We start from the raw sequence: 25,073 nt of genomic DNA on the forward strand, positions 1-25,073 counted from the left end.
ACGCTCTTACAAAAACGCCCACAGGTATATGACCGAAAACACCACTATCCAGACCCCGTCGACAAAATGCCAGTAGAGCGATACGCACTCCACCGCGTCTGATCTGGGCCCCTTGAAATCCCCGAACATCGCGAGGCCGAGCAATAGCGTAAGCATGAGCAGTCCCACACAGACGTGAAAACCGTGAAAGCCTGTCAGAGTGAAAAAGGTCGTGCCGAATACATTGCGGCTTATAGTGATGTTTTTATCTATCAGGCCCGCCCATTCGAGTCCCTGCCCGAATATGAACGTCGCTCCCAGGAGGATAGTTGCCAGTATCCAGAACTTCATCATCCTGTGGTTTTTATTTCTCAGGTTTTTGCCAGCAAGCCATACGGTGAAGCTGCTGGCCAGAAGGAACAGGCTGAATATTCCCGTCACATAGGGGTTCAGACTCGACTTCGCGGTGGGGCCGTCCGTGACGGAGCCGTGAAAATTCACATACGCAAGTATCAGCATTATAAAGAAGATCGATTCCGAAGCGATGAAAAATTTAACCAGCATTAGATTGTTGGCCATTAAGAATTCTCCTAAACGACTTTTGCGTCAGGCTCGTCGGGCATATCCGGGTGAGCCAGGTCCCATAGCGGCCGCCTTCCCCTGACCGGCGGCACAAGGTCGAAATTGTGGACGGCCGGCGGCGATGTAGTAGCCCACTCCAGCGTCCATGCGTTCCAGGGGTTGCCGCCCGCTTTTTCTCCTCTCTTCAGGCTCTGAAGTATGTTCCATACGAAAACCAGAACCGACACGGCGAGCACTATTGCCCCGATTGTGGATATCAGGTTCATTGAGCCCCAATATGGGAAATCGTGGTAAGTGTATGTACGGCGCGGCATGCCCATCATGCCCAGGAAATGCTGAATGAAAAATGTCAAATTGAATCCGATAACCGTAAGCCAGAAATGCCACTTGCCCAGGGTCTCAGACATCATGCGTCCCGTAAATTTCGGGAACCAGTAGTAGACGCCCGCGAAGATTGCGAAGAGCGAGCCTCCGAATAGGGCATAGTGGAAATGCGCCACAATGAAGTAGCTGTCCGTGACGACCCAGTCTATAGGCACCGAAGCTATGGCGACTCCTGTCAGGCCGCCGATTACGAATTCTATAATGAACGCCGTTGCGAATAGCATGGGGGTTGCGAAAATTATCTTTCCCCCCCACATGGTGGCGACCCAGTTGAGGACTTTAACGCCGGTCGGAATGGCAATAAGCATGCTCGCGAAAGAAAAATACAAATTGGTTACGTCTCCCAGCCCTACCGCGAACATATGGTGCACCCATACCCCAAGGCTCAGCAGGCCGATCGCGACGGTGGAGCCCGCGACGAATTCGTATCCGTAGATGGGTTTACGGGAGAAGACCGGTATAACTTCCGAAATGATGCCGAATGCCGGCAGTATCAGGATATATACCTCGGGGTGCCCGAAACCCCAGAAGAAATGCTGCCAGAGAATCGCGGAGCCTCCGTGAGCCGGGGTAAAAAACGTAGCCCCGAGGAGGCGGTCAAGCAGCATCATGGCGAATGCCGAGGTGATAATCGGGATTACGAAAATGAGTAGGAAAGAGGTGACGAGAATCATCCATACAAAGAGAGGAAGCCTCCGCATTGTCATCCCGGGCGTTCTCATCGTTAAGATAGTAACCACGTTGTTTAGCCCTGAAGCGACCGAGCCGATACCTGTCGCCAGCAGACCCAAAGCCCAGTACGTGGGGCCTTTATTGAGCGAGAAGGGCTTTTCGCTTAGCGGCGAGTAGGCAAACCATCCTACATCCGGGGCTCCGCTCTGTGTGAGAAAGCTGTAGTATATGAGTATTCCGCCGAAAACGAATAACCAGAAGCTGAGGGCGTTTAAGCGCGGGAAAGCCATATCCCGCGCCCCTATCATTAGAGGCACAAGGTAGACCCCCACTCCTATCAGAAAAGGCATGACGACAAAAAATATCATCGTGGTCCCGTGCATTGTGAACATCTGATTGTATACTTCGGGCGAAAGGAAGCCGAATTCTGGCTGAGCAAGCTGTATACGTATTAATAGAGCTTCAAGCCCCCCGATCAGAAAGAAAACCATACAGCAGATGAGGTACATGATACCTATCTGTTTGTGGTCCACGGATGCCACCCAGCTCAGCATCCCTTCGTTTTCCCTAAGCCTTGGCAGGGGTTCGGTGTTTTCCGGAACTATGGGAATCCTGCTGCTCATTTTAGAGCCTCCAAGTACGCTACTAACGCCTGCACATCGTTATCCGAAAGCTTCATGTTCGGCATTAATGATCCCTGTTTATATTTCTGCGGGTTGGTGAGCCATTTTGCGAGGTTCTCCGGGCTGTTTGTAAGCACCCCGGCCCCTATAGTCTGGCGCTTGTTCAGATGAGTCAGGTTGGGCCCCACATTGGCTGCGGCGGCTGTGCCCATGATAGTGTGACAATTCATGCACGCCTTTTCCTGGAATAATTTTGCCCCCTCTCCTGCAAGGCCGGCTCTGGGTGTAGCGGGAATTACCAGCTGCTGTTTTTCCCATTCCTTAAATTCCTCTTCGTTCTCCACAATCACCCTTATGCGCATATTTGCGTGCTGTGCTCCGCAAAACTCGGCGCAGGCCCCCAGATAGACCCCCGGTTTGGTCGCTTCAATCCACATATAGTTCGGGTGTCCGGGGACAGCGTCTATTTTCCTCGCAAGCTCCGGAACCCAGAAGTCGTGTATAACGTCTATGGATTCGAGACGTATGAGCAGATATTTGCCAAGAGGAATATGGAGTTCGTTGGCGGTCACTACGCCTGACTTGGGATAATAAATCTCCCACCACCACTGATGCCCGGTAATTACGAGATCGGGCTCGTGATCTTTTACCGGGGGTTGTATGACATTCATTGTGCTGCAGGTCAGAAGAAAGAGCACCGCTACTATAGCCACAGGTATGGCGGTCCATACTATTTCGAGCTTTAAACTTCCGAAATCCTGATAGGGTTCCGTGTCATCGCCAGGTTTTTTTCTGTACCGAATAATTATGTAAGCTACCGCAAATGCTATAATACCCAGTATGGCCGCCGAAATGACTATGATGTAGACCGTTAAATCGGTCATGGCATCCATTTCGAGAGAACTCGGATTGAAAAGGCCGCCTAATTTTTCCATTATGGCAAGTAGTGTGAATATCTAGTAAGACAGCAAGTTATAAGCCTTTAGCCATTATAAAGACTTAGTTCCTTCATTGTCAACCCCTCGATAAAATTAAACATCTAACTTGCCGGAATTTTTACATATATACTGCCGAAATTTGTGGTATTATGTTGCATAGTGAAGCAGGCTCAGCATAATAGAACCTGATATTATTCTTGATACAATCTGAAAACGCAGTCTTGTCCTCTAAATGAATAAACTTGTTCGGATATTCTTATTATTTTTGGTTTTGTATTTTGCTTTAGCTAACAGCCCCGAATTTTCCCTTTCTCAGGAGCCGGATGAAGTCTCTCGGGAGGCCGGAACCGGAGACGTAAAGGAAACGGATAAAGCTGAAGAAACTGACGAGGCGGATACCTCCGTCGTCCGTATTTCCAAAATTAAAATAAAAGGCGCAAAAGCGGTTACCAAACAGGAAATAGAGCAAAGCATAGGGACAGAGTTCCCATCCATAAAGTTCTGGGTCAAGAAGCCCGAGTTTAACGAGGAAGTATTGAAGGACGATATGATCAGGATTCAGAGGCTCTATGCGAGTAACGGGTACTACGATGCCGTAGCCACCTACGAGCTTAAGTACAACAAGGATGAAACAGGAGTTGAAATTAAAATAAGCATCGATGAGGGGAAACCTGTCAAGCTTACCGAGCTTAATCTGGACTACGAAGGGGACATAAACGATAAGACTAAGAAGGATATAGAGAAGGCCATTCCGCTTAAGGTCGGTAAAATATTCTCTCCCGAAGGCTATCAGCAAACAAAAGGCGCTATTTCCGATATTCTTTCGGACGAGGGATACCCGAAGGCGGAAATAGAAGGCGAGGCTCTGGTAAACAGGAAGGAAAAGTGGGCAAGGGCCAAGTTCGTGATAAAACCGGGACTCATTTACAGATTCGGTAAAATCACCGTGGAGGGAAATGAAAAGGTCGAGAGCTATATAATCAGGAGGGAAGCAACCTTCAAAGAGGGAGAAGTTTATTCACTAACGGAGATAAACGAGACACAGGCCAATATATTTCAGCTGGGTCTTTTCAGGTCCGTAGTAATCGACCCGGTCTATAACGAAAAGGATCAGATCGCCGCTATTAATATAATCGTGAAAGAGAGGAAACAGGGTTCCGTAAAGGTAGGTTTCGGATTCGGGACCGAGGACAAGCTGAGGGGACAGGTGATCTGGACTAAAAGGAACTTTTTCGGCGGCGGGCGAAGGTTGGAAGTAGCGGGTAAATTCTCGTTTATCACCCAGAGGGTGGAGACGAGCGTTATTCAGCCTTTCATATTGGGGCCGGACTCAGAGCTTTCGGGGACGCTGAATTTTCAGAGAGACGACGTGCCGAGCTTCGAGGGAGAAAGTTTTCTGACGACGGCGCAGATTCAAAAGGATTTTGCCAGATATTACTCTGCATTCGGATCGTTCAACATTCAGTTCTCAAGAGTCCAGAAAAGCGCGAGCAGAACGCCTGAGGACGAGAGCAGGGAAAATTTCTTTCTTACATTCTTCAATATGGGGCTCGAGAGGGATACGACCGACAGTATCCTCAATCCAACGCGCGGTTTTGTAGTATCGACTGGTCTCGAATCATCGTTCAGACCCCTTCTCTCCGATGTCAATTATCTGAAGGGGACCCTTGAGTTAAGGGGTTACAAGAAATACTTCAGAACAGTATTCGCCAAAAAGCTGACCCTGGGCGTCATTCAGCCTTTCGGCTCTACGGGGACTTTCGATATTCCGATTTTCAAAAGATTTTTTGCCGGCGGCAGCACGAGCATGAGGGGGTTTCCGTTCCAGAAGCTCGGCCCGCTGGACGATAACAATGATCCGCTCGGCGGTAATACCCTCATAGTGGGTAGTTTCGAGGCGAGGTACCCGATCTACGGTGATTTCGGCGGAGTTGTTTTCCTGGACTACGGAAATGTTTTTCCGGGCCAATGGGCTTTCATGCTGGACGATTTAAAATACGCGCCCGGCGTGGGTCTTAGATATGATACGATTATCGGGCCTGTGAGGTTTGACGTTGGGTATGCGCTTAATCCCGAGCCGGGAATAAGGAGAGTCCAGTTCTTTATCAGTATCGGACAGGCGTTCTGATTTGTCCTCTGTTAAAGCCTGAAAATGAGTGAAACCCAGCCTTTTTCCGCCGATTCCCCCATCCTGGAAAAACCAAGTTCGTTGAATCTCTCGATCACTTGTGCTTTTTCCCCGTCCTTGATCCCTGAGAGAAGAAGCAGTCCGCCCGGCTTCAGCTTTTCTTCAAATTGGCCGCTGATCGCGAGTATGGATCCCGCCAGTATATTTGCCACTATCAAATCAAACAGGCCCCGGGCATCTTCGATCGAGCCTAAAATTACGTCCGCCTTGCCAAAAACCCCGTTTTTCTCCAAATTCGACCGGGCTTCCAGAACAATGGTGTTATCGATGTCGATACCAATTACTTTCCCGGCTCCGAGAGCGGCCGCAGAGATCGTGAGCACCCCCGTGCCGCACCCGACGTCGAGCACTGTCTCTATTTTTTCAGAACCTGATTCATGTTCGGCGAACAGTTTTTCGAGCGCGTTAATGCAAAGCTTTGTGGTCGGGTGAAAACCCTTTCCGAACGCCCATCCGGGATTGATCTCTATGGTTATATTACCCCCGTCGGGAAGCCTTAGCGGGATTTCTGAAGTGTCAGGATAGTATTCGAAAACCGGGACCTTGCTCATTTCTTTTCTCTTTATATTGTCGGGGAAGCATGAAAGCTGCCTGAATTCGGGGAGATTTTAATCAAACATGTTTCGAGGGCAGATCATTTATATCCTTTAAATCATCCTCCCGGCTATCCGTTTTCTCCTCATTGGGATCTTCGGCGTCCGGGGAAGATTTGGCGGACGTCTCATCCTGCTCCTCTTCAAACTCTATGGACTGTCTTAATTCGTTTTTCGCCCTCTCGAGCTCCCTCATACCTCTGCCCAGGGTTTTTGCAATCTTTGGTATCTCTTTGGGCCCGAGTACAAGCAGGGCTATAAGGAGAATTATTAAAATTTCGCTCGTTCCGATTCCGAACATATTATATCTCTTTGGGCCGCTTATCGATTCGGCCAGCCTTTCAGAAAGGCTACCTCAATTAGCCTGTATCTTCAACAAAGTCCGATTGACGGGGTGCATCCTTTTTCCCTTACACATTTTTATCGGATATAGTAAAATTAATTCCATTGTAATTAAATTCCCGGTTATTAAGGAGCCAGATATGAAAGCGATACGTTATCATGAATTCGGTGAAGTGGATGTACTGAAATACGAAGACGTGGCTGAACCCGAGATCGGTGATGATGAGGTGCTGGTCAGGGTAAAAGCCGCATCCCTTAATCACCTGGATTTGAGGCTCAGGTCCGGGAAATCACCCAGGCCGGTTGACCTCCCTCACATCGGCGGCGTGGACGCCGCGGGCGATGTGGAAAAAGTCGGGAAAAATGTCAAGGATATCACCCCCGGAACAAGGGTCGTTATAGATCCTACGGTCAAAACCGGCAAAGGCCCTTCCGTAATGGGGGTTAATTTCTACGGAGGTTTTGCCGAATTCGTTAAAGTGCCCGCGGCTAACGTCGTGCCGATTCCGGATGAACTGTCTTATGACGATGCTTCGGCGCTTCCCATTTGTTATGTTACCGCCTGGTACGGTCTCTTCGACAGGGGCAACCTGCAGAAGGACGAAACTGTCCTTGTTCACGCCGCCGGGAGCGGTACCGGAAGCGCGGCCGTGCAGGTCGCCAAGGAAGGCGGGGCTACGGTGATAGCGACTGCAGGAAGCGATGAGAAGCTTGAGAAAGTTAAAAAGCTCGGAGCGGACGCTACGATAAATTACAATACTTCCGATTTTGCGGAAGAGGTAAAGAAGATTACAGATAATAAGGGTGTTGACCTGATCTTCGATCAGGTAGGCGCTTCCGCATGGGAAAACAATCTGAAGTCTCTCAAGGGCAACGGACGGATTCTCCTTGTAGGCGTCGTGGGCGGAGGACAGACTACTTTTAATTTCGGACCTGTCATTGTGAGAGACCTCTCGATTCTGGGTGTTACGGTATTCAACGCGCCTCGCAGTAATCTCATAAACGCGATCAATCTGGTTTCGCTTGGAAGAATAAAACCTGTGATTGACAAGACGTTTCCACTATCGGAGGCGGCGCAGGCTCAAAAAATGCTCGAGGACAGAAGCCAGTTCGGAAAAGTCGTATTAAATCCGTAGGAATATAAACGCGGGTACGGGACGGCTGTGCGGCACGCAGTTTAAAATTACATGCTCTATTCAGGCGGATGAAGCACCTTTTTCCACGGTGTAAATTCCTGCCGTAATCGATGCGGGGCGATCTTTTCAAGCCGGCGGATAAATTGAAACGACAGGTAAGTTTAGCTCAATACCTGCTCGAAGACGCGGGATAGTAGTTCTTCATTCGGATTATCCCTCCTGATTTTGTCTGATAAATGTTTAGTAGTCATGAGGCCGCCTTCCCGCCAGACGCTCTTCAGGAATTCTGCCGCCGCCGGCACCCTCCACCACTCCTCGTCGAAGGTTTCCCTGAGATAACCGCCTAGATTGATCCCGGCAAGTACGCCTTTAAAACGTGAAGCCGAGGCGGAGCAGATATCGATATCGCTCAGATAGTCGTTTTCGCTCACCGAGCAGCGGGCGGCGTTCCCGATTATCTGACTGTACGCGCCGGGCAGGTCGCCTGAACCCGGATTTCTGTAAAGCTCGGCTTCGTACAGAACCCTGCCCGCGTTAACCCTTACAGATATCAGTCGCCTGAGATAAAGGAAGGATATAAAGTCCCTGTCCGAGTCGAGCCTCAGATACTTCTTGAGCCATTTTGGTTCGAATAAAAGATTCTTAAACAGCTCGGAAAATGTCCGGACGAGGGCGTCTTCCCTGAGAAATTTAATTTCAAAGTCCTGGTCCGGCTCCGTAAACCCGTAACATAAAGATGCCCCCAGGGAATCGAGAAACGATTCATAATCACGTACGCTCCCCACGGGGTATATTGAGACCGCTGCTTCGAGAGGAGGGTTAAGCGGGAAAAAGAGACCGTCAACTGTTTTCCCCTTCCTTTTCACAGTGTCGAGCCTTATGTTCATAGCCGTCTTCAGCCCAATCTCCTCCAGGATAGGCATCGCAAGAGACATCAAATCCCTTTTGGGGAAATATCCTCTTAATTCCTCCGAGTTAAACAGATAAGCCATATCGAAGAATGTTGCGTCCTCGATATCGATGTTCATTTTTCTTGAGAAAAACCAGCCCAGCATATCATTTGAGATATAATCCGTGTTCTTTAGAAATTGTCCGGCCTGCCCGGTCAGATAATCCGGATTGAGTCTGTCGATTGCGGCCCTCAGCGCATTGTAATCCGGGAACCCCAGCGTCTCCGAGCACATGGAAACGGTGTCGAGCCTCAGGCGGTAGGCGGGCATGATCTGATTCAGTTTTTGCTCCCGTCCGAGAGCTATCTCATCCCTTCTGTGTTTTTTCGGCTCGTTTATTATTTCCGCCTCTGCGGATCTGAGAGGTATTGTTTTTCTTCCGGCCCGGATTGACTCTGCGGCCCAGAACGTGAGTATTTTGTCTGTGGCTGCCGAAGTCCCGGCGCCTATAAACGAATTTGCCAGGAAAGCGCGGAGGAGATGATTGCGTGTCCTGATCTCCCGGCCCTCCGCCGGTATTTCGTTCAGGGAATGAAAAAGCCCGGGTTCTTCGAAGTCCCTGTTGGAGCTGAAAATAGCCGCCGAGTCCGAACCGTGTTTTATACCGGTGAGATTCAGAAAGCGCTCCCGGAGTAAGCTCGTGAGAAGCTTCTCTCCCCTTGATCTGATTTCCTGAGCGGTATTCACTCTTTATCCTTCCTATCCGTTAAATTAACCGGGAACGGGCCATAAATATAATAATGACCGGTCCATTAAAATGCGATTGTTTTGCGAAGATCAGGCTCTTGCGGTTTTGCCGGGTTTATGAACCGGGGCCTTAATAAAAAGGGCGCCTGCCGCCGCCAGGTAACAGCAGAATACCGTAAAGAGGAAAGGATAGAAATAACTTCCTGTAATGTCGTGAACGTACCCCGCGATCAGGGGTCCGCCGATTGCCGCAATCGAGTAGGAGGTGCCGAATATTCCGTATATTGTTCCCAACGCGCCGAGGCCGTAAAATTTACCCAGAAGCGTGGGGAAGAACGGCACCCACGCGCTGTAGAAGAACCCGAATAGAAATCCGAAAATATAAAACGCCCAGATGTTCTCGAATATCAGAAGCAGTATTATTGAGCTTCCCTGCGCCAGGAAGCAGAATAATATCACTTTTCTGTATTCCAGCACTTCTGCGAGTATCGATGACAGAATAGTCCTCCCGATTATACTGCCGAGGCCAATCGCGGCTGCGGGGCCGGCTGCCGCGATTGCGGGGATCTTGAGGTCGATCTCGAAATTATAGAACTGCGTCACTATTATTAGAAAAGTTGTAAATCCGAGAAAGTACATAGAGTACATGAGCCAGTATCCCGGAGTCGATAGGGCTTCGCGGGCCGTCCAATCCCTTTCGTCCATTTCATTGGCAAGGTTCTTTTTGTCTTCATGCCCGTCATTTTCCTCCCCGTAGGGCTTGAGGTTCTTATCCTCCGGGCGTGCCCTTAGCACGAACGCGGCGAGAAGTGCGACAATCATAATGCCGCCAAGAGCGAAGAGGGCATTTCTGACGCCGAAGCCGTTTATGAGCCAGGCGGTAAGTGGGTTTGTTATCAAACCGCTCAGGGGAACCCCTGTTGTGATAATGCCTATGGCCAGTGCCCTTCTGCGGACGAACCACCTGCTGACGACGGCGACGCAGGTAATGTACAATACCGCGTCTCCGAGTCCCACAAAAAATCCGTACGATACGTAGAGCTCCCAGCTACTGGTCGCTACTCCCGAAAAAAACATTCCGAGCGCCGCGATTAAACCTCCTCCGAATATGACCGCTCTCGGATCGAACTTGTCTATAAGCCTTCCGGCCAGGATGAATCCCGGCGCCTGGACCAGGGATCTGAAGGAAAACAGGGATGATCCGGTTGCCCGGCTTAGCCCGAAGTCCTCATTCAAATAAGGCAGAAAAACACCGAAGGAATAAAGGAGAAGTCCGTCCAAGATGATGATTACGAGAGAGGCTGCAACTATGTACCAGCCGTAAAATATTTTTTTCCCGAACATTCGATATACCTTCTCCGCAGGATTGTTAGAATAGACCGTTTGGCCAAAGGTTTAGTAGAGTTCAAATATTTAAACCGTCACAGGTTAAAGAGGTATGTTACCTGAAAATAAATAAGGTTTTTAAAACGCGCGCATTTACCGGATCTGAGGAAACCGTTATTTCCGTTACCGTTCAACGCTTGATTTGAACGATTTCTTCAATTATCAAGTCTGCCCGGTCGGTATATTCTCCGACCAGAAGGGTATCATGGGCTTTCTGGAGAAGCGGCAGGTCGTCGCCTGTCCAATTTCCCGCCTGAACTACCCCGGTTATTCTGTCCGCGAAATCCTCTTGCATTTTCTCGTTTCCATTCGCAAGCCTCCAGTTGTCGAGATAAATCTCAAGCGTCTCGATACTATTTGCCCTGTCCATTTCGGATGGCGCTTCCCCCGCATCCTTGCCGGCCCATTTGATAATAGTTTCCAGTTCCTCATCCCCTCCCGCCGCGTAATATGCGAGTAATCTGAGGTCAGCGGTGCTGGAAGGATAATAATATGTAGATCCCAGAATCCTTACTACCGCCTCTTTACCGAGGGGGCTCATATCGCGCAGGGTTTGTCTGGCCGCAGTTCGAAGCATCGGGTCTTCTCCGTATAGAATCTCGACCACGGCTTCGGCTCCCTCGCTTGATCCGTTTCCGATTTTCCCCATTGCGTCGAGGGCCGCAAGCAAGTTCTTCTGGTTTCCGGACTGATCTTTGTTTAGTTCTTTGATATAGGCGGCCAGCTGCGGTATTTGTGCTTTGGAGTTTTCACCCATGTTGCCGAGAGCAAGCGCGGCGCTTGACCTGACGATTTTGTCCTCATCCTTGAGAAGTGATGCAATCTCGGGGGCCTGATTACCCGCCTCGTCTCCGATGCTGCCGAGGGTACGGAGAGCTTTGATGCGTACTTTTTTGGAGCTATCCTTCAAAAGTTTTGATATTTCCGGAACATAGGCTTCGGCGGACACTCCGGTTTTCCCCAGGGCATCCACGGCGTCCGCGCGTACGTCCGGATCGGAATCTTTTAATCTCTCCGATATTTTTTGCGCCTGCTCATCGGCGGTGGCTCCCATGTTCCCCAGGGCGCGGAGAGCGGAGGAGCGTATGACGGGGTTGGGGTCGTTTAGAAGCTCGGCCACTGCAGGGGCAATTTCACGCGCATTTTCTCCCATCTCTCCAAGTAAGAAAATTGCCGTATTGCGGTATTTAATATTTTTGTTTTTCAATAAATCGACTACATAAGGCATATGGGGTATCGCCTCGTCCCCGGCGTTTTTCACGGCATAAACGACGTCTATCCGTGTAAACCTGTCACCGCCTACAAGGAGCTTGGTTATAGTGTCAAGCGATTCTTTCGGGACATAACCCATTTCGTTCATTGTTTTAATAGCGCTTCTTACAACCTGCTTGTTTTTGTCATTTATGAGCTCTTCTACCTTGGGAGCTTGTTTCTTCCCCGCATCGCCCAGTTTGGCGAGTGTGTAGGCTGCGGTAATCCGCACGGAGGGTTCTGAATCACTCAGCAGCCCGGCGACTTCAGGAGCCTTGTTCCCGGCCGCCTCCCCAATCTCTCCGAGAGCTCTGAGAGCGTTTTTTCTTGTACCCGGATCAGGATCGCCCAAAAGAAGACTAACCGACTCGATAATTGCACTGTTTTGTTTGCCAATACTTCCGGTCGCATTAAGGGCCGCGCGGGCGAGCTTTTGGTTATTGCTATTTATATACTGTACCACCAGCTCTCGTTCCTCTTTTGGGATATCCCCGATCCCCCCCAATGATTTTAACGCCGCGGCTTTTACATTATTGTTAGCATTCTCATCCTCTAATAATTTCGCTATTTCTTTTGACTGTTTCGCCGCGGGTTTTCCAAAATCGCCGAGCGCAAAAGCAGCGCTTGCCTTTACCCGGCTGTCCTCATCGTTTAACAGTTTGGAAATTTGTGTTATGTGCTTTTCCGCGGGCTGCCCCATCCTGCCGAGCGTGCGAACGGCGGCGGAGCGAACATTCGGGTTTTCATCTTCGAGCATTTCAAGTATTGCGGGGGTTTTCTCCTTGAAAATTCCGGCGTTTTCCGCTATCAGGGTCGTCGCCCCCATCCTGACTCTGTTTGAATCGTCCCTTAAAAGCAGAATAATGGAATCCATCTGCCGGCTATCCGGATTTCCCGTTTTCATCAGTGCTGAAACTGCACTGAACCTGACATTGGAATCTTCGTTCCCGAGATTTTCAATCAAGAGCGGAGTCAGATTGTCCGGTATATTGTCCATGCTGCCGACTGCATAAAGGGCAGCTTTTCTGACCCCGAGATTTTTATCCTTAATTAGTTTCTCAAGCTGTGGGATATTGTCGGCGTCTCCGGACTTGGCCAGACTCCGGATTGCTTCCGCCCTGACGCGGGGATCGGGATCATCGAGCGCTCCCTTTAGTGATTCAATCTCCCATTCTTCATAAACCACGGCGCTTTCATTCGCCGTAAAGGGATTTTCCCGCGCGGCGGGTTCAGCGGTTGCCGAATCTGTTGCTGAACCGACTGCGATTATTAATAGTAATGAAAAGCATAACAATATCTCTTTAAAACCGGGCTTCGCCGTCTGAGACCTGTGAGTCTTCCTCTTTATTAAATTCATACAATATCTCCCCTGGGCTTCATGAAAAATTGGAATTAACTATGGAATTCGCCTTCCCTGGATATCGGAGCGCACGGTTTATCAGAAGCTATAATTATATAACCGAATCCTGTAATGACTCCTTTAATAAAAATCGATTGCCAAACTCACATAAAAATCCGAATTCAGAAAAGATTATCTTATCATTAACGGCAGTCAATCTATTTTAAGCCGCAGCGTAAAATTGCAGTGTGTTTGAGCTTTCAGCAGGTATGCCGCAATTTACGTTTAACCTTCCACAATATTCGAGTATCTTTTTATCAGGGTTTTTCCATAAAGTGAAAACAAAAGAGATCAAAAGGCTTAAGGAGGGTATTAATGGCTGAACTTCTGGATACGCGCGAAATAGTTGACAGGTTCAAAACCGGAATAAATAAAGGTTTAAGAATAGTTAATATAAGATCGAAAGAGGCGTACGACACTCTCAAAATCAAAAATACAATCAGGCAGCTCAGGAAGAATAGAAGAAATACAGTGTATGAGATGGGGAGTGCTATTTACAGAACATACAAGCACAAAGGGGAAATTAATCCTGAAAATATTGAGGCGAAGTGCTCTGATATAGAGAAGATTGAGGCCGAGATCGAGCAGTGGGAGGAGGAACTGAGGCTCGTTCATTTAAACGCCCGGAAGGCGCTCGGCAGTGTCATGGCTCTGGCCAAGCCTCGTGTAGTGGGTGTTTGCGATTGCGGGGCCGAAATTTTTGAGGGGACCAGCTTCTGCGGCAGGTGCTTTAAAAAAGTAGAGCGGTGAAGGGGGTAAAGCGCCGGATGGATTTCCGCTTCCGGGCTCGACAACTCATTCTTCCCTGATTGCCTCGTTTAACTATCGGGTCTAAATTGTAATAATTATTGGATCTGTCTATTGATCTTGATGCAGTGCGGCTTTAGGTTTCATGCTGCCGGGCCTCAATATTCTCTGATAGAAGGAGTCGCTAAAAAGCCGGAGCTGCTACGCGGGTTCTGCGTGGAGAATTCCACGATCCTCGCTTCCTGAGTCTGCAAACCGTGCCCGGGTTTCTCTCGCGATCATCCGGGGATAGTCAGCGGCTTCGAACCTCGTGTTTTTACATTCTCGCCGATTCACAATATATTTATAGACGGTTTGAGAACTTTATGCTTCTTCCATCTTTTAATTATTATTATATTTCAGAGCTTCTCCGCATACGGCGCGGGAAAGGATACGCTTTCGGATGTTACAGGGGTTGCGGTTATTGTCGATGAGCTTTCGGCAAGCGCCGTAGAGGACGGCCTTAAAAAAGAGGATATAAAGGCTTTGGTCGAGAGCAAGCTCGATAAGGCAAACATTATGCTCCTTGAGGAGCGTAAATGGTTCGAGGTTTTCGGTGGATCTTATCTCCTGATAAAGGTAATTGCCAGCAAATCCGCAAGTGCCGATTATTACGCTGTCTTCCTCGATGTCGAGCTTTACCAGACGGTAGTGCTTTTCGGTAAAAAACTCGGTCGGAACATTACCACGGCAGCCGCTACCTGGTCGGTCGGAAAACTCCTTTCGTGCAGAACGGACGGGCTAAAAATTTGTGTAGGCACGAATTTGTCGGAGCTAACGGATATGTTCATCGAGGATTATCTGTCCGTAAATTCGGGTAAGGCGGATAAGGGGCAAAACTGAGGCCTCTACGACTTTGCCCGCTGGTTCCATGCTGAGTGATCACGATCTTTTTAGGGGCAGTTTTACGGCGCCGTCAAAATCAATCTCTTCTTCAGAGCTTTCGAGCATATCCCTTACTTTCACCTTTCCCCTCGCAAGCTCGTCTTCGCCGATTATGTATGTGTACTCTGTCCCCGATTTGTCGGCGCGCTTGAGCTGGCTCTTGAGGCTCTTGCTCCCGTAGTCAATCTCGGTAGGGACGCCGCTCTGCCTGAGCTCAAAAGCGAGTGAGAATGCTTTTGCCCTGGCTTCGTCTCCCAGGTGAGCTATAAAGACCCGTACCTCTTTTTCAAACCCTCCAGGTACCGCTTTTTGGTGAAGGAGTACGAGTCTTTCCATGCCCAGCGCGAAACCTGCCGCCGGCGTTGAGGGCCCGCCGAGCTCTTCAACGAGTCCGTCATACCTTCCCCCGGCCGCCACCGCGTTCTGTGCTCCGAGCTCCTCAGTGGTAATTTCAAAAACCGTCCTCGTGTAGTAATCGAGACCCCTTACGATCTTCGGGTTTATGGTGTAGGGAACGCCTACGGATTCCAGGTTCTCCTTTACGCTTTCGAAATGCTCGTTGCACTCAGCGCACAGGTTCTCCAGCATGACGGGCGCTTTCTCCGCTATCTGACGGCAGCCCTTTTGCTTGCAGTCGAGAATCCTGAGCGGGTTCGATTCGAGCCTTCTCTTGCAGTCTTCACAGAGCTCGTCTTTCTTCGGCGCGAAGAATTCGATTAACTTTTCTTTGTACTGCGGCCTGCAGTTTCCGTCCCCTAGCGAGCTCAATTCGAGCTTCAGGCGGGAGGCGAGTCCGATCTCATCAAAGAACCTCCACAGCATCGCTATAATTTCCGCGTCCGAATACGGCTCTTCAGCTCCGAAGACCTCGGCCCCGATCTGGTAAAATCCCCTGTAGCGGCCTTTCTGGGGGCGTTCGTGTCTGAACATCATTCCCCCGTAGTAGAGCTTGGTGACGGGTGACTTCGCATACATGGAGTTCTCGATGTACGCCCTTACGACCCCGGCCGTCCCTTCAGGCCTGAGCGTGAGGGAGGAGCCGTCCCTGTCGGTAAATGTGTACATTTCTTTCTCTACTATGTCGGTTGTAGTACCCAGGCTTCTCGCGAATACCTCGGTGAATTCGATCGCCGGTATTCTTATCTCGGAAAACCCGTACAGCTCGAATACGGTTTTGGCCTTTTCCTCGACGTGCTGCCATCTTTTGATATCATCGGGCAGAATGTCGTGGAATCCCCTGATCGATCTTACTTTCATTTAACTCCCCTGATCTCGGCGCTTGATCCTATAATATTCGTTTCGATGCGGACGGACGGTTTTTCCAAGCTTACTTAAATTCCCGCTAATTATATCTTAAGCTCAACTCTATTTCTAATTCGCGTTTCCGGAATACAAAGTATTTACTCCGTAGTGATTAGTCAATATTCTATAACCACTCTGCAATATGTACCGATATGCTTTTACGGGCCGCGTGTTAATAAATGACGAATGAAAAGCCATTAAGGGTGTTGTATGTAGGGAGCCCGGAACTCTTTTCCAAAGGGGCGAGCGCCATACACATAATGAAAATGTGTCAGGCCATGGGGCGGCTGGGGGTTTCGACCGAGCTTGCCATTGCCTCGAACAAAAAGCACGGAGAAATTCTGGAATATTACGGAGTGGAGTCCAACTTCAGGATTACCTCTTTCCCCTACTTCAGGAATTCGAGCGCGAGAAATATCGTCCACGGCCTGCTTGGCTCTCTTTACGCGGGATTTAAGAGGGGCGGATTTGATATTGCGGTGACCAGGAATATCGTATTTACGTATTTTGCGACCTCGTTATTCGGGATTCCAACCGTTTATGACGCCCATCATCCTCTCGTCAAGGGAGCGCGTTTTCTGTTCAATTCTTTTAAGGACTCGAAGAGCCTGATCAGATTTACGGCTAACTCGCGAGGTCTCGGCGAAATATATCTGGAGGAGGGACTGCCGCCTGAAAAACTCGTAATTGCCCACAACGGCGTAGATCCGGCCCCTTTTAATAGGCTCCCTTCAAAAGAAGAAGCCAGAGCGGAGCTCGGCCTTCCCTCGGATAAAAACATAGTCTGCTACGCGGGGAATATATATGAAGGCAGGGGCATCGAGTATTTAATCGACGTTTCGCTCACGATGAAAGATGTACTTTTTCTTATTGTGGGGGGTCGTGAACGGGATGTCGCGCGCTACGGGGAAATAGCTCGTCGAAAGCAGGCCGGAAATTTCATTTTAAAGGGTTTTGTTCATCACCGAATTGTACCTCTTTATCTCTCCGCCTCTGACCTTCTCGTTATGCCTTACACATCCGGAATGACGATCAGGGGGGGGACGGTAGCGAGGGATTTTACTTCTCCAATAAAATTATTCGAGTATATGGCATCCCGCCGCCCCATTGTAGCTACGGCGATTCCCTCCGTTTGTGAAATTCTCGAGGACGGCGTGAATGCAGTGCTTGTGAGGCCGGACAGCTCCGATAAATTGCATGGGGGGATCAAAAAGATTCTTGAGAACCCGGCTCTGGCCGACAGATTGGCAGTCAGGGCTTTAGAGGACGTTCGAGGATACACATGGGAGGAGAGAGCCAAAAAATTACTTAACCTCCCATAAATGTTTTGATTATATAATTTTTAGGGTATCTTTTCTGCTCGGTTTCCATCTATATTAAAAATTTTAGATAAAGGGTTTTTAGTTGAGGATTATAAACAGGTTCTTCTGTATAGTCTTATTTTTTATACTCTCGGCGCAGGCGTCCGCACAGGAGGATTTCAGGACGGAAGACCTTTTTAACAACTACACACTGGCGGAAAATACTGATTACGAAGAAATGGAAAACGCCGGTGAAAACAACGGGTTTACATACGATGATCCGCAGCAGTACCGTTTAGGGACAAAGGAATTTGTACGCGACACGGCAATCTCATATGCTTTTGTATGGGCCGCAAGGTTTTTTTATGTAAGGAACAAGAACAGCAGAATATTCGATACCTCGTTATCTAAGTGGTGGGACAACATAACACAGTGGCCTGAATTTGATGACGGTGATTCGTTTTTTACAAACTGGGTAACGCATCCCATTATAGGTTCCATACAGTACCTTTACTACAGGCAAATGGGGCACGGTTTCTGGGGATCTGCGCTGGGGGCGCTGGTTCAGAATGTCCTGTTCGAATATACAATAGAAGGTCTGGTGGAGACCCCTTCCCTCGCCGATCTCATTTCGACTACCGCTGTGGGGGTTCCCATTGGTGTGGCGCTCGAAGAATCCTCGGACTGGCTTATTTCCACCGGCTTCGTACCCGCCAAGATACTCGGACATATCCTGAACCCTATGCGGAATTTCATTCACGACAGGCAGATCGGTGTCTATAACCCGTTTTCGAAAACATTCATGTCTGTAAGCGGACCTCTCGAATTTACCCCCGGCAAGAAAGAGGCGGTCGATCTCGCGTATCCGTTGTTCCTCGAGGAGCCGTTACCGCTTGGCAGATTCAGGGCCGATCTCGAAGTCGTCAACCTGAAGAAGGACCTGGGCGGGCAGTTTATTTTCTATTCGGTAAGGATAGACGTTCCGTCATCAAGCGGGCTGTGGGGCGTTTATGTGCAGATTGCCCAGTCGGGCACTAACGAAGTAGTGGTAAACGGTGACAACATAAAAGACGGGTACGAGTTTTCGAATCTGGTCGTGGGCGGAAAATTTCTTCTTTATGAGGCGTCGAATGCGGCGCTCTCGGGCGGGATGGGCGTCACGCTTCCGACCGCTTTTAAAGACAACATCGACCGACTTCAGACTGTGCTGCTTTTTAAAAGGAATTTCCCGGTCAACCTGAAAGGAGCGTGGACGTTAACCCCCTATATTACGGGAGCTGCGTGGAAGGGTATATTCAGCTTTCAGGGGATGGTGGCCACTGACTGGGTGTTGAATGCGAGTAATCTCGAAGGAAATGATTTCGAGTTCAGACTGGACTACGGCGCTGCCGTCGGCGCGAACTTCCCTGTCGTTGCCTCCCCGGTGTTATTCGCCGAGTTTAACGGCTATTCGCTGCTAACCGCCGATACGTCCGAAAAGACCGATCTGTTCGCATCTTCAGGCATAAGATTCGGCAGGAAATACAGCCCCGGATTCGTAGTGCAGTTCCCTCTGTCCGGTCCGGATAAAGATGTCGACAGGTTCAGCTATCTGTTTGATTTCCAGGTGAGATTCTAATTTTTTGAGAGGCCACTCACACTTTCGGGATTGACTTTATTAAGCCCTGTTGAGATTTTTCTTTGATTTCAGGATTTTTTTGTTAGTATTGCTGATAAGCGATGATGACCTGATTTTTATATTAAGCTTGCAATTAGGTTGTAACTTTCTTTTTCAAAACCAAAGGGGGGATGGTTTGAAAACACGGGTTTCTTTTCTTACCCTGCTGACTTTATTTTATATATTATCTGCAGGACCGGTAACGGCCGCGGACCAGCCTGTCTACCTCTTCTCGTCCGAAGATAAGAACGCGCCTGTGGATTCGGAGGATGTCGTAATTCCGGTGGGTAATGAAGACAGCGTCTCCCGGGAACCCGACCTCAGGCCCGCCGGTTTTAAGGAGTATATGTACGATACTACTATCTGGTACGGGGTACAGTGGGCTGGAAGGCTCTGGTACGTAAGGGATAAGAATCAGAAAATTTTCGATGCGTCTTTCTCGAAATGGTGGCATAACCTGAAGAGTAAGCCCGTATGGGACGACGGGGATGATTTCGCCGTAAACTGGGTGTTGCATCCTTTTTTCGGGATGCTTTCATATCAGTTTTACAGGGCGAGAGGACACAGCTTCTGGGCTTCGGCGCTCGGCTCGGTGATTCAGAGCACCCTTTTCGAGTATGCAATTGAGGGAACCGTAATAGAACCGTCGGGTGTCGATCTCGTGGTCACTCCGGCACTGGGTGTTCCTCTCGGATGGACAATGGAAAAGCTTTCCGAGTGGCTGATAGAGCAGGACAGTAAGGCGGCGCAGGCTGCGGCTTACGTTGCCAATCCTATGAGGCTTTTCGTTAAGAACAGAAATATCGGTATTCTGAACCCCGTGTCAGGGTCATTCGAGTTCCATGGTCCTTTTACTATCTCTACGAGTAAGGAGCGCGCGATAGAGCTCGGGTACCCGCTTTTTTTCGAGCCCCCGCTCCCGCTCGGCAGGGTTGGAATCGACTTTGAGATAATCAACCTTAAAAAGGATCTGGGCGGGGAGCTTATTCTGTATCCGATAAGACTCGAATTCCCCTCGGAAAGCAAGTTGTGGGGAGTGTATCTCGATATTCCCTACGGCGGTGTCAATAATGTTAAGGAAGGGGATGTTAAAGTCAGGGACGGGTTCGAATTGGGGAATCTCGTAGTCGGGGTCAAGAGGGTTGCGTTTGAGTCGGAAAACGCGGCAGTCACGGGTGGCGTCGAGGTGCTTTTCCCGACCGCTTTTACAGACAGTCAGGACAGGCTCAAGCAGGTGATAAAATACAGGAGGGACTTTCCGGACTATCTTTTCCGCGCCGTAACGGCTTCTCCCTATATCTCTTTCGGCCTCTGGAGGGGGGCTCTGAGCATGCAGGGGAGCGTCGGGAGCGATTTCATATTCAACGCCAAGAACTTCGAAGGAGATGACTTTGAATTCAGGATAGGCTACCAGGCTGCGGTGGCGGTAAACGTTCCCATGCCCGCGTCCCCTGTTGTGTATTTTGAATTCGACGGTTTCACTATAACCACCGATGACACTTCGGACAAAACGGATTTATTTATCACTCCGGGAATAAGATTCGGCAAGAAATACAGCCCGGGTTTCGCGGTTCAGTTTCCTGTGGAGGGTCCGACAACCGACGTGTCCGATGTTGACTTCATTTTGGATTTTCAGCTCAGGTTCTGAATCAGACTCCGGGCGCGGCCCTAAAAATTTTCCGCTAAAGCGAGCTTTGAAAAACAGAGCATATTCGAGGCGATGCATAAAGCGTTTTCAGGATATTTGAAATAAAGTCCATGTTCCTTTCCTCCATTGGTCGATTGACAGCGACATTCTCCGTGAAAGAATGAAAATCCATAACCGGACGGACCATACGGTTAACCTACAAAGACGCATTCATGGGCATGAAGCCTGTAAATAAGGGGTTGCGGTTAGGGGAATTTCAATCTACCGTTTCGCGGAAGGAAAGATTGTCGAAGTCCGGATAAACCGGGACAGATCAGGCTTACTTCAGCAATTGGGGGGTATTCCCTCGCTTGCGGCTGACAGGGAAGAATAGGGCTTTACTTAAACCGGCCACCGTAAGTTTCTATTGAACTTCGATGTATCCTTTCATGCCCTTTTTAATGTGAGAGCCGAATATACCCTTTTTGTTACAGTAAAATTGAAATTTTCCTTTTTCTGACGGAGTAAACGTGACGGTTACGTCCTTACCCGAAGGGACGTCTATATCTATGTCGAGCCCGGAATCGGGGTCGTTTATAGTGAAATTGTGGGGGATAAGGGAGGTAACGCTCCTCAGTGTAATCTCAACGGGTATCCCGGCGGTAGCGGTTATGTGCTCGGGTGTGAATGAATAGCTGTCTACTACTATCTCTATTTTCTGTGCAGCCATGTCCCGGTTCTCCGCTTGAGGAGGCGGTTCGGCGTCGGCTCCGAGAGCCGGATGCATGTGAGATAAAAATAAAGCCAGAATACTAATGATAATTTTTGTTTTCATGGTTTTTCCGCTTCTCCGGTTTTTTAGCTTTATGCCGCTTATCCTGAATTTATCATGCCGCCTGATTAGTTGGTCTGAAGAGAGACGTAGTCCTCGACGTCTTTGTCGTAGCTCGCTTTTTGGCTCTCGCATCTGGATTCGTCACCGGAATTATTTTCGAGACATTGATCCAGTATTCTTCTCGACTTTTCCACTTCCTGCCTCGCTTCGCTGAGCGATTTTTTCTTTCTCGACTCATCAATCGGATTGTCTATTGCGATGTCCTTGCCGGTTTTGAGTGTGCTGCAGCTCAGGACAGGAAAGATTAAAAATAAGGTTATGAAAGTAATTGATAATAGGCGGATCACGTTTTACCCCCGGAACTGGATTTGTAGCCGTTGCATGAATTTAAATTACATTATAATTGATTTTGACAGGAGCCGCTAATTTCTTGAAGAGGGGGGATCTTCATTCCGAGGTGAAAGGGTTAGGCTGTCTCGATACTGGAGGTCAAACGGGGGGATATTCCAGGCGAGTGAAGGTTTCACACGCCTGGAATTCCATCATCTCTTAAGAATATTTAAGACCGGAGCTTTAGCTTCCAAATCCCGGTTAGATACCGAATACCTTGAAATATTCACCGAATGCAGAGAAAGCCTTTTCAGCATTTTCCTGGGCAATCGCGCGCGCATCTTTCGTGAATTTTTCGGTCATTGACTTAACTGTGTCAAAATGTTCTTTGCGGTAGGAAATATAGCGGTCAAGCTGCTCGGTTGCTTTTTCTACGCCACCCTCGTACGGAAGGTCTTTGGCGAAAGGAAGGTCTTTTGGAAAGTCCTTGTAGAACTCCCCGACATTCGATAGAAACTCTTTTTCTAAACCAAAAAGATGCTCTACCTGGGAATTGAAAACCTTTACATTCTGCTCAAAGAGCGAAAATGAGAAATCCAGGCCGTTTAAATAATTTTCTTTTACGAGTCCGGAAAATTCTTTTGCCGGCTCTGAGAACTCCTTTACCTTTGAAGCTACTTTTTTTGTCGTTTCAGACATTGTACAACCTCCTGACTTATTTTGATTTAAGAACAATATAATCAGCTTTAGACGGATGTCAAGGGTTTTTGTACGCAATTGCACAAAAAAATTATTCTTTGATTATAGGCATATAGGTGTGACGAAGGAATAATGGGAGGTGCACCTGCTAATATTTTCCCAGGGGCGGTAAATTTGAGAATTATTTAAGAAGGTTAGGCCCCTTGGCACCTGCAAATCCCGCCTGATTCCCCGGTTTCTCGTCCGGTGCGGCCAAGAGACTGCTCTTCCGCCGGAAACCCGCAGAACAGCTTTCTATTTACTGAATTTTTTTCGATCGGAAAGTCGATTAAAATAATCACCGGGCAATTTCAGCAATTAAATACGCTTTTTGGCGATGAAGGTTAATACAATGAACCCTGACGAGTTAAAAACCGTTCCCAACCTGCTGAGCGTGCTGAGACTCCTGCTGGTTGCGGTCCTGTGGGTCCCGGCTTTTTTGAATTTGCCTCGGTACGTAGGCGCGGGGCTGCTGATAGCCGGCATGACGGATGCTCTGGACGGATTTATAGCGCGGAAAACGGGGACAGTGACCGAATACGGAAGCAAGCTCGATTCAATCGCGGACACATCGGTCGTGATTTCGGCTGTTTTCTGGATTGTTTTACTCAGGCCTGAAATATTCCTCGATCACCGGGTGCTCGTTACGCTCTGGATAGTTGCAGAGGCCTTATCGATTATCGTAGGCTGGATAAAATTCAGGCGTATAGCAAACCTCCATCTCTATTCCGCGAAAGCCGCCGGTGTCGCTGGTTACATATTCGTCGTTCTCGCTTTCATGTTCGGGTACAACGAGATACTTTTCTACATCGCATTTGTCGTGCTGACAGTCTCGTCGGTAGAAGCCCTTGTTCTTCAGCTTTTTTGCTCAAGGGTGGACGAGCATATGAAATCGATAATTTATGTTTACAGGGAAGGAAGGCTTTCATAAATTCTCCTTCTCTATATCTATTGTTCTGGAAGGTGAAGAACTGGTTGAATAAAAAACTTACGGCACTGGCCGAAGATATATGGAGCATCCAAAGCTCTCACACACTTCTAGGTATCGACTTCGGGGGCCGCATGACCGTGATAAGGCTTGCATCGGGGGATTTGTTTCTCCATTCCCCGGTGCGTTTAACGGATAGTCTCCGTGAAGAGCTGAACGCTCTTGGAAATGTTAAGCACCTCGTTGCCCCCAACAGGTTTCACCATTTAAATGTCGGAGATTATGTGAAGGCTTATCCGGAGGCGGAGCTTTACGCTGCGCCCGGACTGCCCGAGAAGCGGAGGGATATTAAATTTACGGGTGTGCTTTCGGACGGGACTGAGTACGGATGGGGAGACGAGGTCGAGCATCTCTTATTCGGCGGTATCCCTCTATTGAACGAGGTTGTATTTTTTCACCCTGAAAGCGCTACGTTGATACTTGCCGATCTGATTTTTAATTTCTCTCATGACCTCTCGACCGCTCAAAGGATTTTTGCCCGAATCGACGATGTGTATATGGAACCCCGGGTCTCGAGGCTGACACGCCTTCTGTTCCTTAAAAACAGGGAGAAGGCGAGAAAATCAGCGGACAGAATTCTCTCGTGGGATTTTGACCGGGTGCTTGTCGCTCACAAGGATATGGTTGAGAAGGGCGGTTATGAGGCGGTCAGAAAGGCGCTTGGGTGTTTCGGGTAGTAGGTGTCAGTATCTCGACGTGGCTCCCCCGTCAATTACAAGCACTTCTCCCACCATGTAATCCGAGGCCCTCGAGGCGAGCAGGACTACCGCCCCTTTTAGATCGTCCCCGCCTCCGAATCTCCCTGCAGGAATGGAATCAAGCATTTCTTTTCCCTTGTCCATGAACTCGGGGCTTAAAACGGGCTCGGTCATATTCGTGGGGAACCAGCCGGGGGCGAGCGCGTTTACGTTTATGTTGTGGGGGATCCATCTTACGGCAAGGTCCTTGGTAAGGGCGATAACCCCGCCTTTGGACGCCACGTAGGAAGGGGCGCTCACAAGGCGGGTGGTTTGATATCCCATTATGGAGGATACGTTTATAATCTTTCCGCTCCCGGCCTTGATCATCTCCTTGCCGGCTTCTCTGCAGCAGAGAAACGTCCCCGTCAGATTCACGCTCAGTATGCTCTCCCAGTCCTCGTCGCTCATTTCATGAGGTAGGGCCCCCACCGCTATACCGGCGTTATTGACAAGAACGTCAATCTTGCCGAACTTCGAGACGGTCTCCCCGACCATGTTTCTCACGTCGCCGGGCTTTGAGACGTCGCATTTTACAGGGAGCGCTCTGACGCCGGTGAGCTCATTTATTTCCCTGGCGGTCTGGACACAACCGTCCAGATTTCTCGCGGAAATTACAACGTCCGCACCCGCCTCGGCGAGACCGAGCGCCATCTGTCTACCTATCCCGGTGTAGCCTCCCGTAACAACCGCCGTTTTGCCGGAGAGGTCGAATAATTCCATTACATTCATTTTGTGTCTCCTCTGCCAAAAGAATAACACAAGCCCGCTGAAATC

22 protein-coding genes and 1 pseudogene are annotated in these 25,073 nt (G+C 49.1%); 10 read left to right on the forward strand and 13 right to left on the reverse strand.

All coding sequences use genetic code 11. From position 1 onward, the window contains the following. Positions 1-6 precede the first annotated feature (6 nt). Genes RIG61_10295 through coxB form a run of 3 tightly spaced genes read right to left on the reverse strand, consistent with a single transcriptional unit; the run spans position 7 to position 3,175 of the window. Entirely contained in the window at positions 7-558 is a 552-nt protein-coding gene (locus tag RIG61_10295; protein ID MEQ9619550.1) for a heme-copper oxidase subunit III, read from the reverse strand. 11 nt (positions 559-569) lie between these two features. Then, entirely contained in the window at positions 570-2,240 is a 1,671-nt protein-coding gene (gene ctaD / locus RIG61_10300) for a cytochrome c oxidase subunit I (GenBank protein MEQ9619551.1), read from the reverse strand. Beyond that, on the reverse strand, positions 2,237-3,175 hold the full coding sequence (gene coxB / locus RIG61_10305) for a cytochrome c oxidase subunit II (protein MEQ9619552.1): 939 nt from the start codon (positions 3,173-3,175) through the stop codon (positions 2,237-2,239). Before coxB ends, ctaD begins: the two co-directional genes overlap by 4 nt. 235 nt (positions 3,176-3,410) lie before the next feature. Between coxB and bamA the strand changes: the two genes are divergently transcribed. Further along, positions 3,411-5,306, forward strand: a complete 1,896-nt coding sequence (gene bamA, locus RIG61_10310; protein ID MEQ9619553.1) for an outer membrane protein assembly factor BamA — start codon at positions 3,411-3,413, stop codon at positions 5,304-5,306. Positions 5,307-5,317: 11 nt separating this feature from the next. On the opposite strand, the gene RIG61_10315 is transcribed toward bamA, so the two are convergent. Together RIG61_10315 and RIG61_10320 are read right to left on the reverse strand one after the other, a co-directional pair. Then, positions 5,318-5,917 (reverse strand): 50S ribosomal protein L11 methyltransferase, encoded by a 600-nt coding sequence (locus RIG61_10315; GenBank protein ID MEQ9619554.1) that lies wholly within the window; start codon positions 5,915-5,917, stop codon positions 5,318-5,320. A gap of 61 nt (positions 5,918-5,978) precedes the next feature. Next, positions 5,979-6,260, reverse strand: a complete 282-nt coding sequence (locus RIG61_10320) for a twin-arginine translocase TatA/TatE family subunit (protein MEQ9619555.1) — start codon at positions 6,258-6,260, stop codon at positions 5,979-5,981. Positions 6,261-6,441: 181 nt separating this feature from the next. Here RIG61_10320 and RIG61_10325 point away from each other — a divergent pair, with 181 nt between their 5' ends. Beyond that, positions 6,442-7,437 carry a zinc-binding dehydrogenase gene (locus tag RIG61_10325; GenBank protein MEQ9619556.1) on the forward strand — a complete coding sequence of 332 codons (996 nt, stop codon included), beginning with the start codon at positions 6,442-6,444 and terminating at the stop codon, positions 7,435-7,437. Positions 7,438-7,598: 161 nt separating this feature from the next. On the opposite strand, the gene RIG61_10330 is transcribed toward RIG61_10325, so the two are convergent. The 3 genes from RIG61_10330 to RIG61_10340 all read right to left on the reverse strand — a co-directional run bounded on the left by RIG61_10330 (position 7,599) and on the right by RIG61_10340 (position 13,068). After that, positions 7,599-9,074, reverse strand: a complete 1,476-nt coding sequence (locus tag RIG61_10330) for a hypothetical protein (GenBank protein MEQ9619557.1) — start codon at positions 9,072-9,074, stop codon at positions 7,599-7,601. Positions 9,075-9,164: 90 nt separating this feature from the next. Then, the gene (locus RIG61_10335) at positions 9,165-10,418 is read right to left on the reverse strand and encodes an MFS transporter (GenBank protein MEQ9619558.1); all 1,254 of its coding nucleotides are present in this window, start codon (positions 10,416-10,418) and stop codon (positions 9,165-9,167) included. A gap of 172 nt (positions 10,419-10,590) precedes the next feature. Next, the gene (locus RIG61_10340) at positions 10,591-13,068 is read right to left on the reverse strand and encodes a HEAT repeat domain-containing protein (GenBank protein MEQ9619559.1); all 2,478 of its coding nucleotides are present in this window, start codon (positions 13,066-13,068) and stop codon (positions 10,591-10,593) included. A 357-nt stretch (positions 13,069-13,425) separates the two neighbouring features. Here RIG61_10340 and RIG61_10345 point away from each other — a divergent pair, with 357 nt between their 5' ends. Then, on the forward strand, positions 13,426-13,860 hold the full coding sequence (locus RIG61_10345) for a hypothetical protein (protein MEQ9619560.1): 435 nt from the start codon (positions 13,426-13,428) through the stop codon (positions 13,858-13,860). 351 nt (positions 13,861-14,211) lie between these two features. Then, the gene (locus tag RIG61_10350) at positions 14,212-14,739 is read left to right on the forward strand and encodes a hypothetical protein (GenBank protein ID MEQ9619561.1); all 528 of its coding nucleotides are present in this window, start codon (positions 14,212-14,214) and stop codon (positions 14,737-14,739) included. Positions 14,740-14,778: 39 nt separating this feature from the next. Here the strand turns inward: RIG61_10350 and hisS are convergent, their stop codons facing one another. Further along, positions 14,779-16,038, reverse strand: coding sequence for a histidine--tRNA ligase (hisS, locus tag RIG61_10355; GenBank protein MEQ9619562.1), 1,260 nt, complete (start codon positions 16,036-16,038; stop codon positions 14,779-14,781). Positions 16,039-16,262: 224 nt separating this feature from the next. Here hisS and RIG61_10360 point away from each other — a divergent pair, with 224 nt between their 5' ends. The 4 genes and pseudogenes from RIG61_10360 (at position 16,263) to RIG61_10375 (ending at position 21,062) form a co-directional block, all read left to right on the forward strand. Beyond that, a complete protein-coding gene (locus RIG61_10360; GenBank protein ID MEQ9619563.1) occupies positions 16,263-17,405 on the forward strand; it encodes a glycosyltransferase in 1,143 nt (380 codons plus the stop codon). A gap of 82 nt (positions 17,406-17,487) precedes the next feature. Then, positions 17,488-19,002 (forward strand): DUF3943 domain-containing protein, encoded by a 1,515-nt coding sequence (locus RIG61_10365; protein ID MEQ9619564.1) that lies wholly within the window; start codon positions 17,488-17,490, stop codon positions 19,000-19,002. 175 nt (positions 19,003-19,177) lie between these two features. Beyond that, positions 19,178-20,689 carry a DUF3943 domain-containing protein gene (locus tag RIG61_10370; protein ID MEQ9619565.1) on the forward strand — a complete coding sequence of 504 codons (1,512 nt, stop codon included), beginning with the start codon at positions 19,178-19,180 and terminating at the stop codon, positions 20,687-20,689. Between the two features lie 250 nt (positions 20,690-20,939). Then, positions 20,940-21,062, forward strand: a pseudogene (locus RIG61_10375) (hypothetical protein). Positions 21,063-21,092: 30 nt separating this feature from the next. Here the strand turns inward: RIG61_10375 and RIG61_10380 are convergent. From RIG61_10380 to RIG61_10390, 3 genes are all read right to left on the reverse strand, one after another. Next, entirely contained in the window at positions 21,093-21,503 is a 411-nt protein-coding gene (locus RIG61_10380) for a cupredoxin domain-containing protein (GenBank protein MEQ9619566.1), read from the reverse strand. Positions 21,504-21,568: 65 nt separating this feature from the next. Next, positions 21,569-21,850 (reverse strand): hypothetical protein, encoded by a 282-nt coding sequence (locus RIG61_10385; protein MEQ9619567.1) that lies wholly within the window; start codon positions 21,848-21,850, stop codon positions 21,569-21,571. Positions 21,851-22,094: 244 nt separating this feature from the next. Next, complete coding sequence (locus RIG61_10390; protein ID MEQ9619568.1) at positions 22,095-22,532, reverse strand: hypothetical protein; 438 nt, start codon at positions 22,530-22,532, stop codon at positions 22,095-22,097. 376 nt (positions 22,533-22,908) lie between these two features. On the opposite strand from RIG61_10390, the gene RIG61_10395 reads away from it, so the two are divergent. Both RIG61_10395 and RIG61_10400 read left to right on the forward strand, forming a co-directional pair. Beyond that, positions 22,909-23,502 carry a CDP-alcohol phosphatidyltransferase family protein gene (locus tag RIG61_10395; GenBank protein MEQ9619569.1) on the forward strand — a complete coding sequence of 198 codons (594 nt, stop codon included), beginning with the start codon at positions 22,909-22,911 and terminating at the stop codon, positions 23,500-23,502. Positions 23,503-23,546: 44 nt separating this feature from the next. Beyond that, on the forward strand, positions 23,547-24,236 hold the full coding sequence (locus RIG61_10400) for a DUF4336 domain-containing protein (GenBank protein ID MEQ9619570.1): 690 nt from the start codon (positions 23,547-23,549) through the stop codon (positions 24,234-24,236). A 6-nt stretch (positions 24,237-24,242) separates the two neighbouring features. Here the strand turns inward: RIG61_10400 and RIG61_10405 are convergent, their stop codons facing one another. Beyond that, the gene (locus tag RIG61_10405; GenBank protein ID MEQ9619571.1) at positions 24,243-25,028 is read right to left on the reverse strand and encodes a glucose 1-dehydrogenase; all 786 of its coding nucleotides are present in this window, start codon (positions 25,026-25,028) and stop codon (positions 24,243-24,245) included. Between the last annotated feature and the right edge of the window lie 45 nt (positions 25,029-25,073).

The sequence above is a fragment of the Deltaproteobacteria bacterium genome, assembly GCA_040223695.1.
In the GTDB taxonomy this organism is placed as follows: domain Bacteria; phylum Desulfobacterota_D; class UBA1144; order Nemesobacterales; family UBA2774; genus JAVKFU01.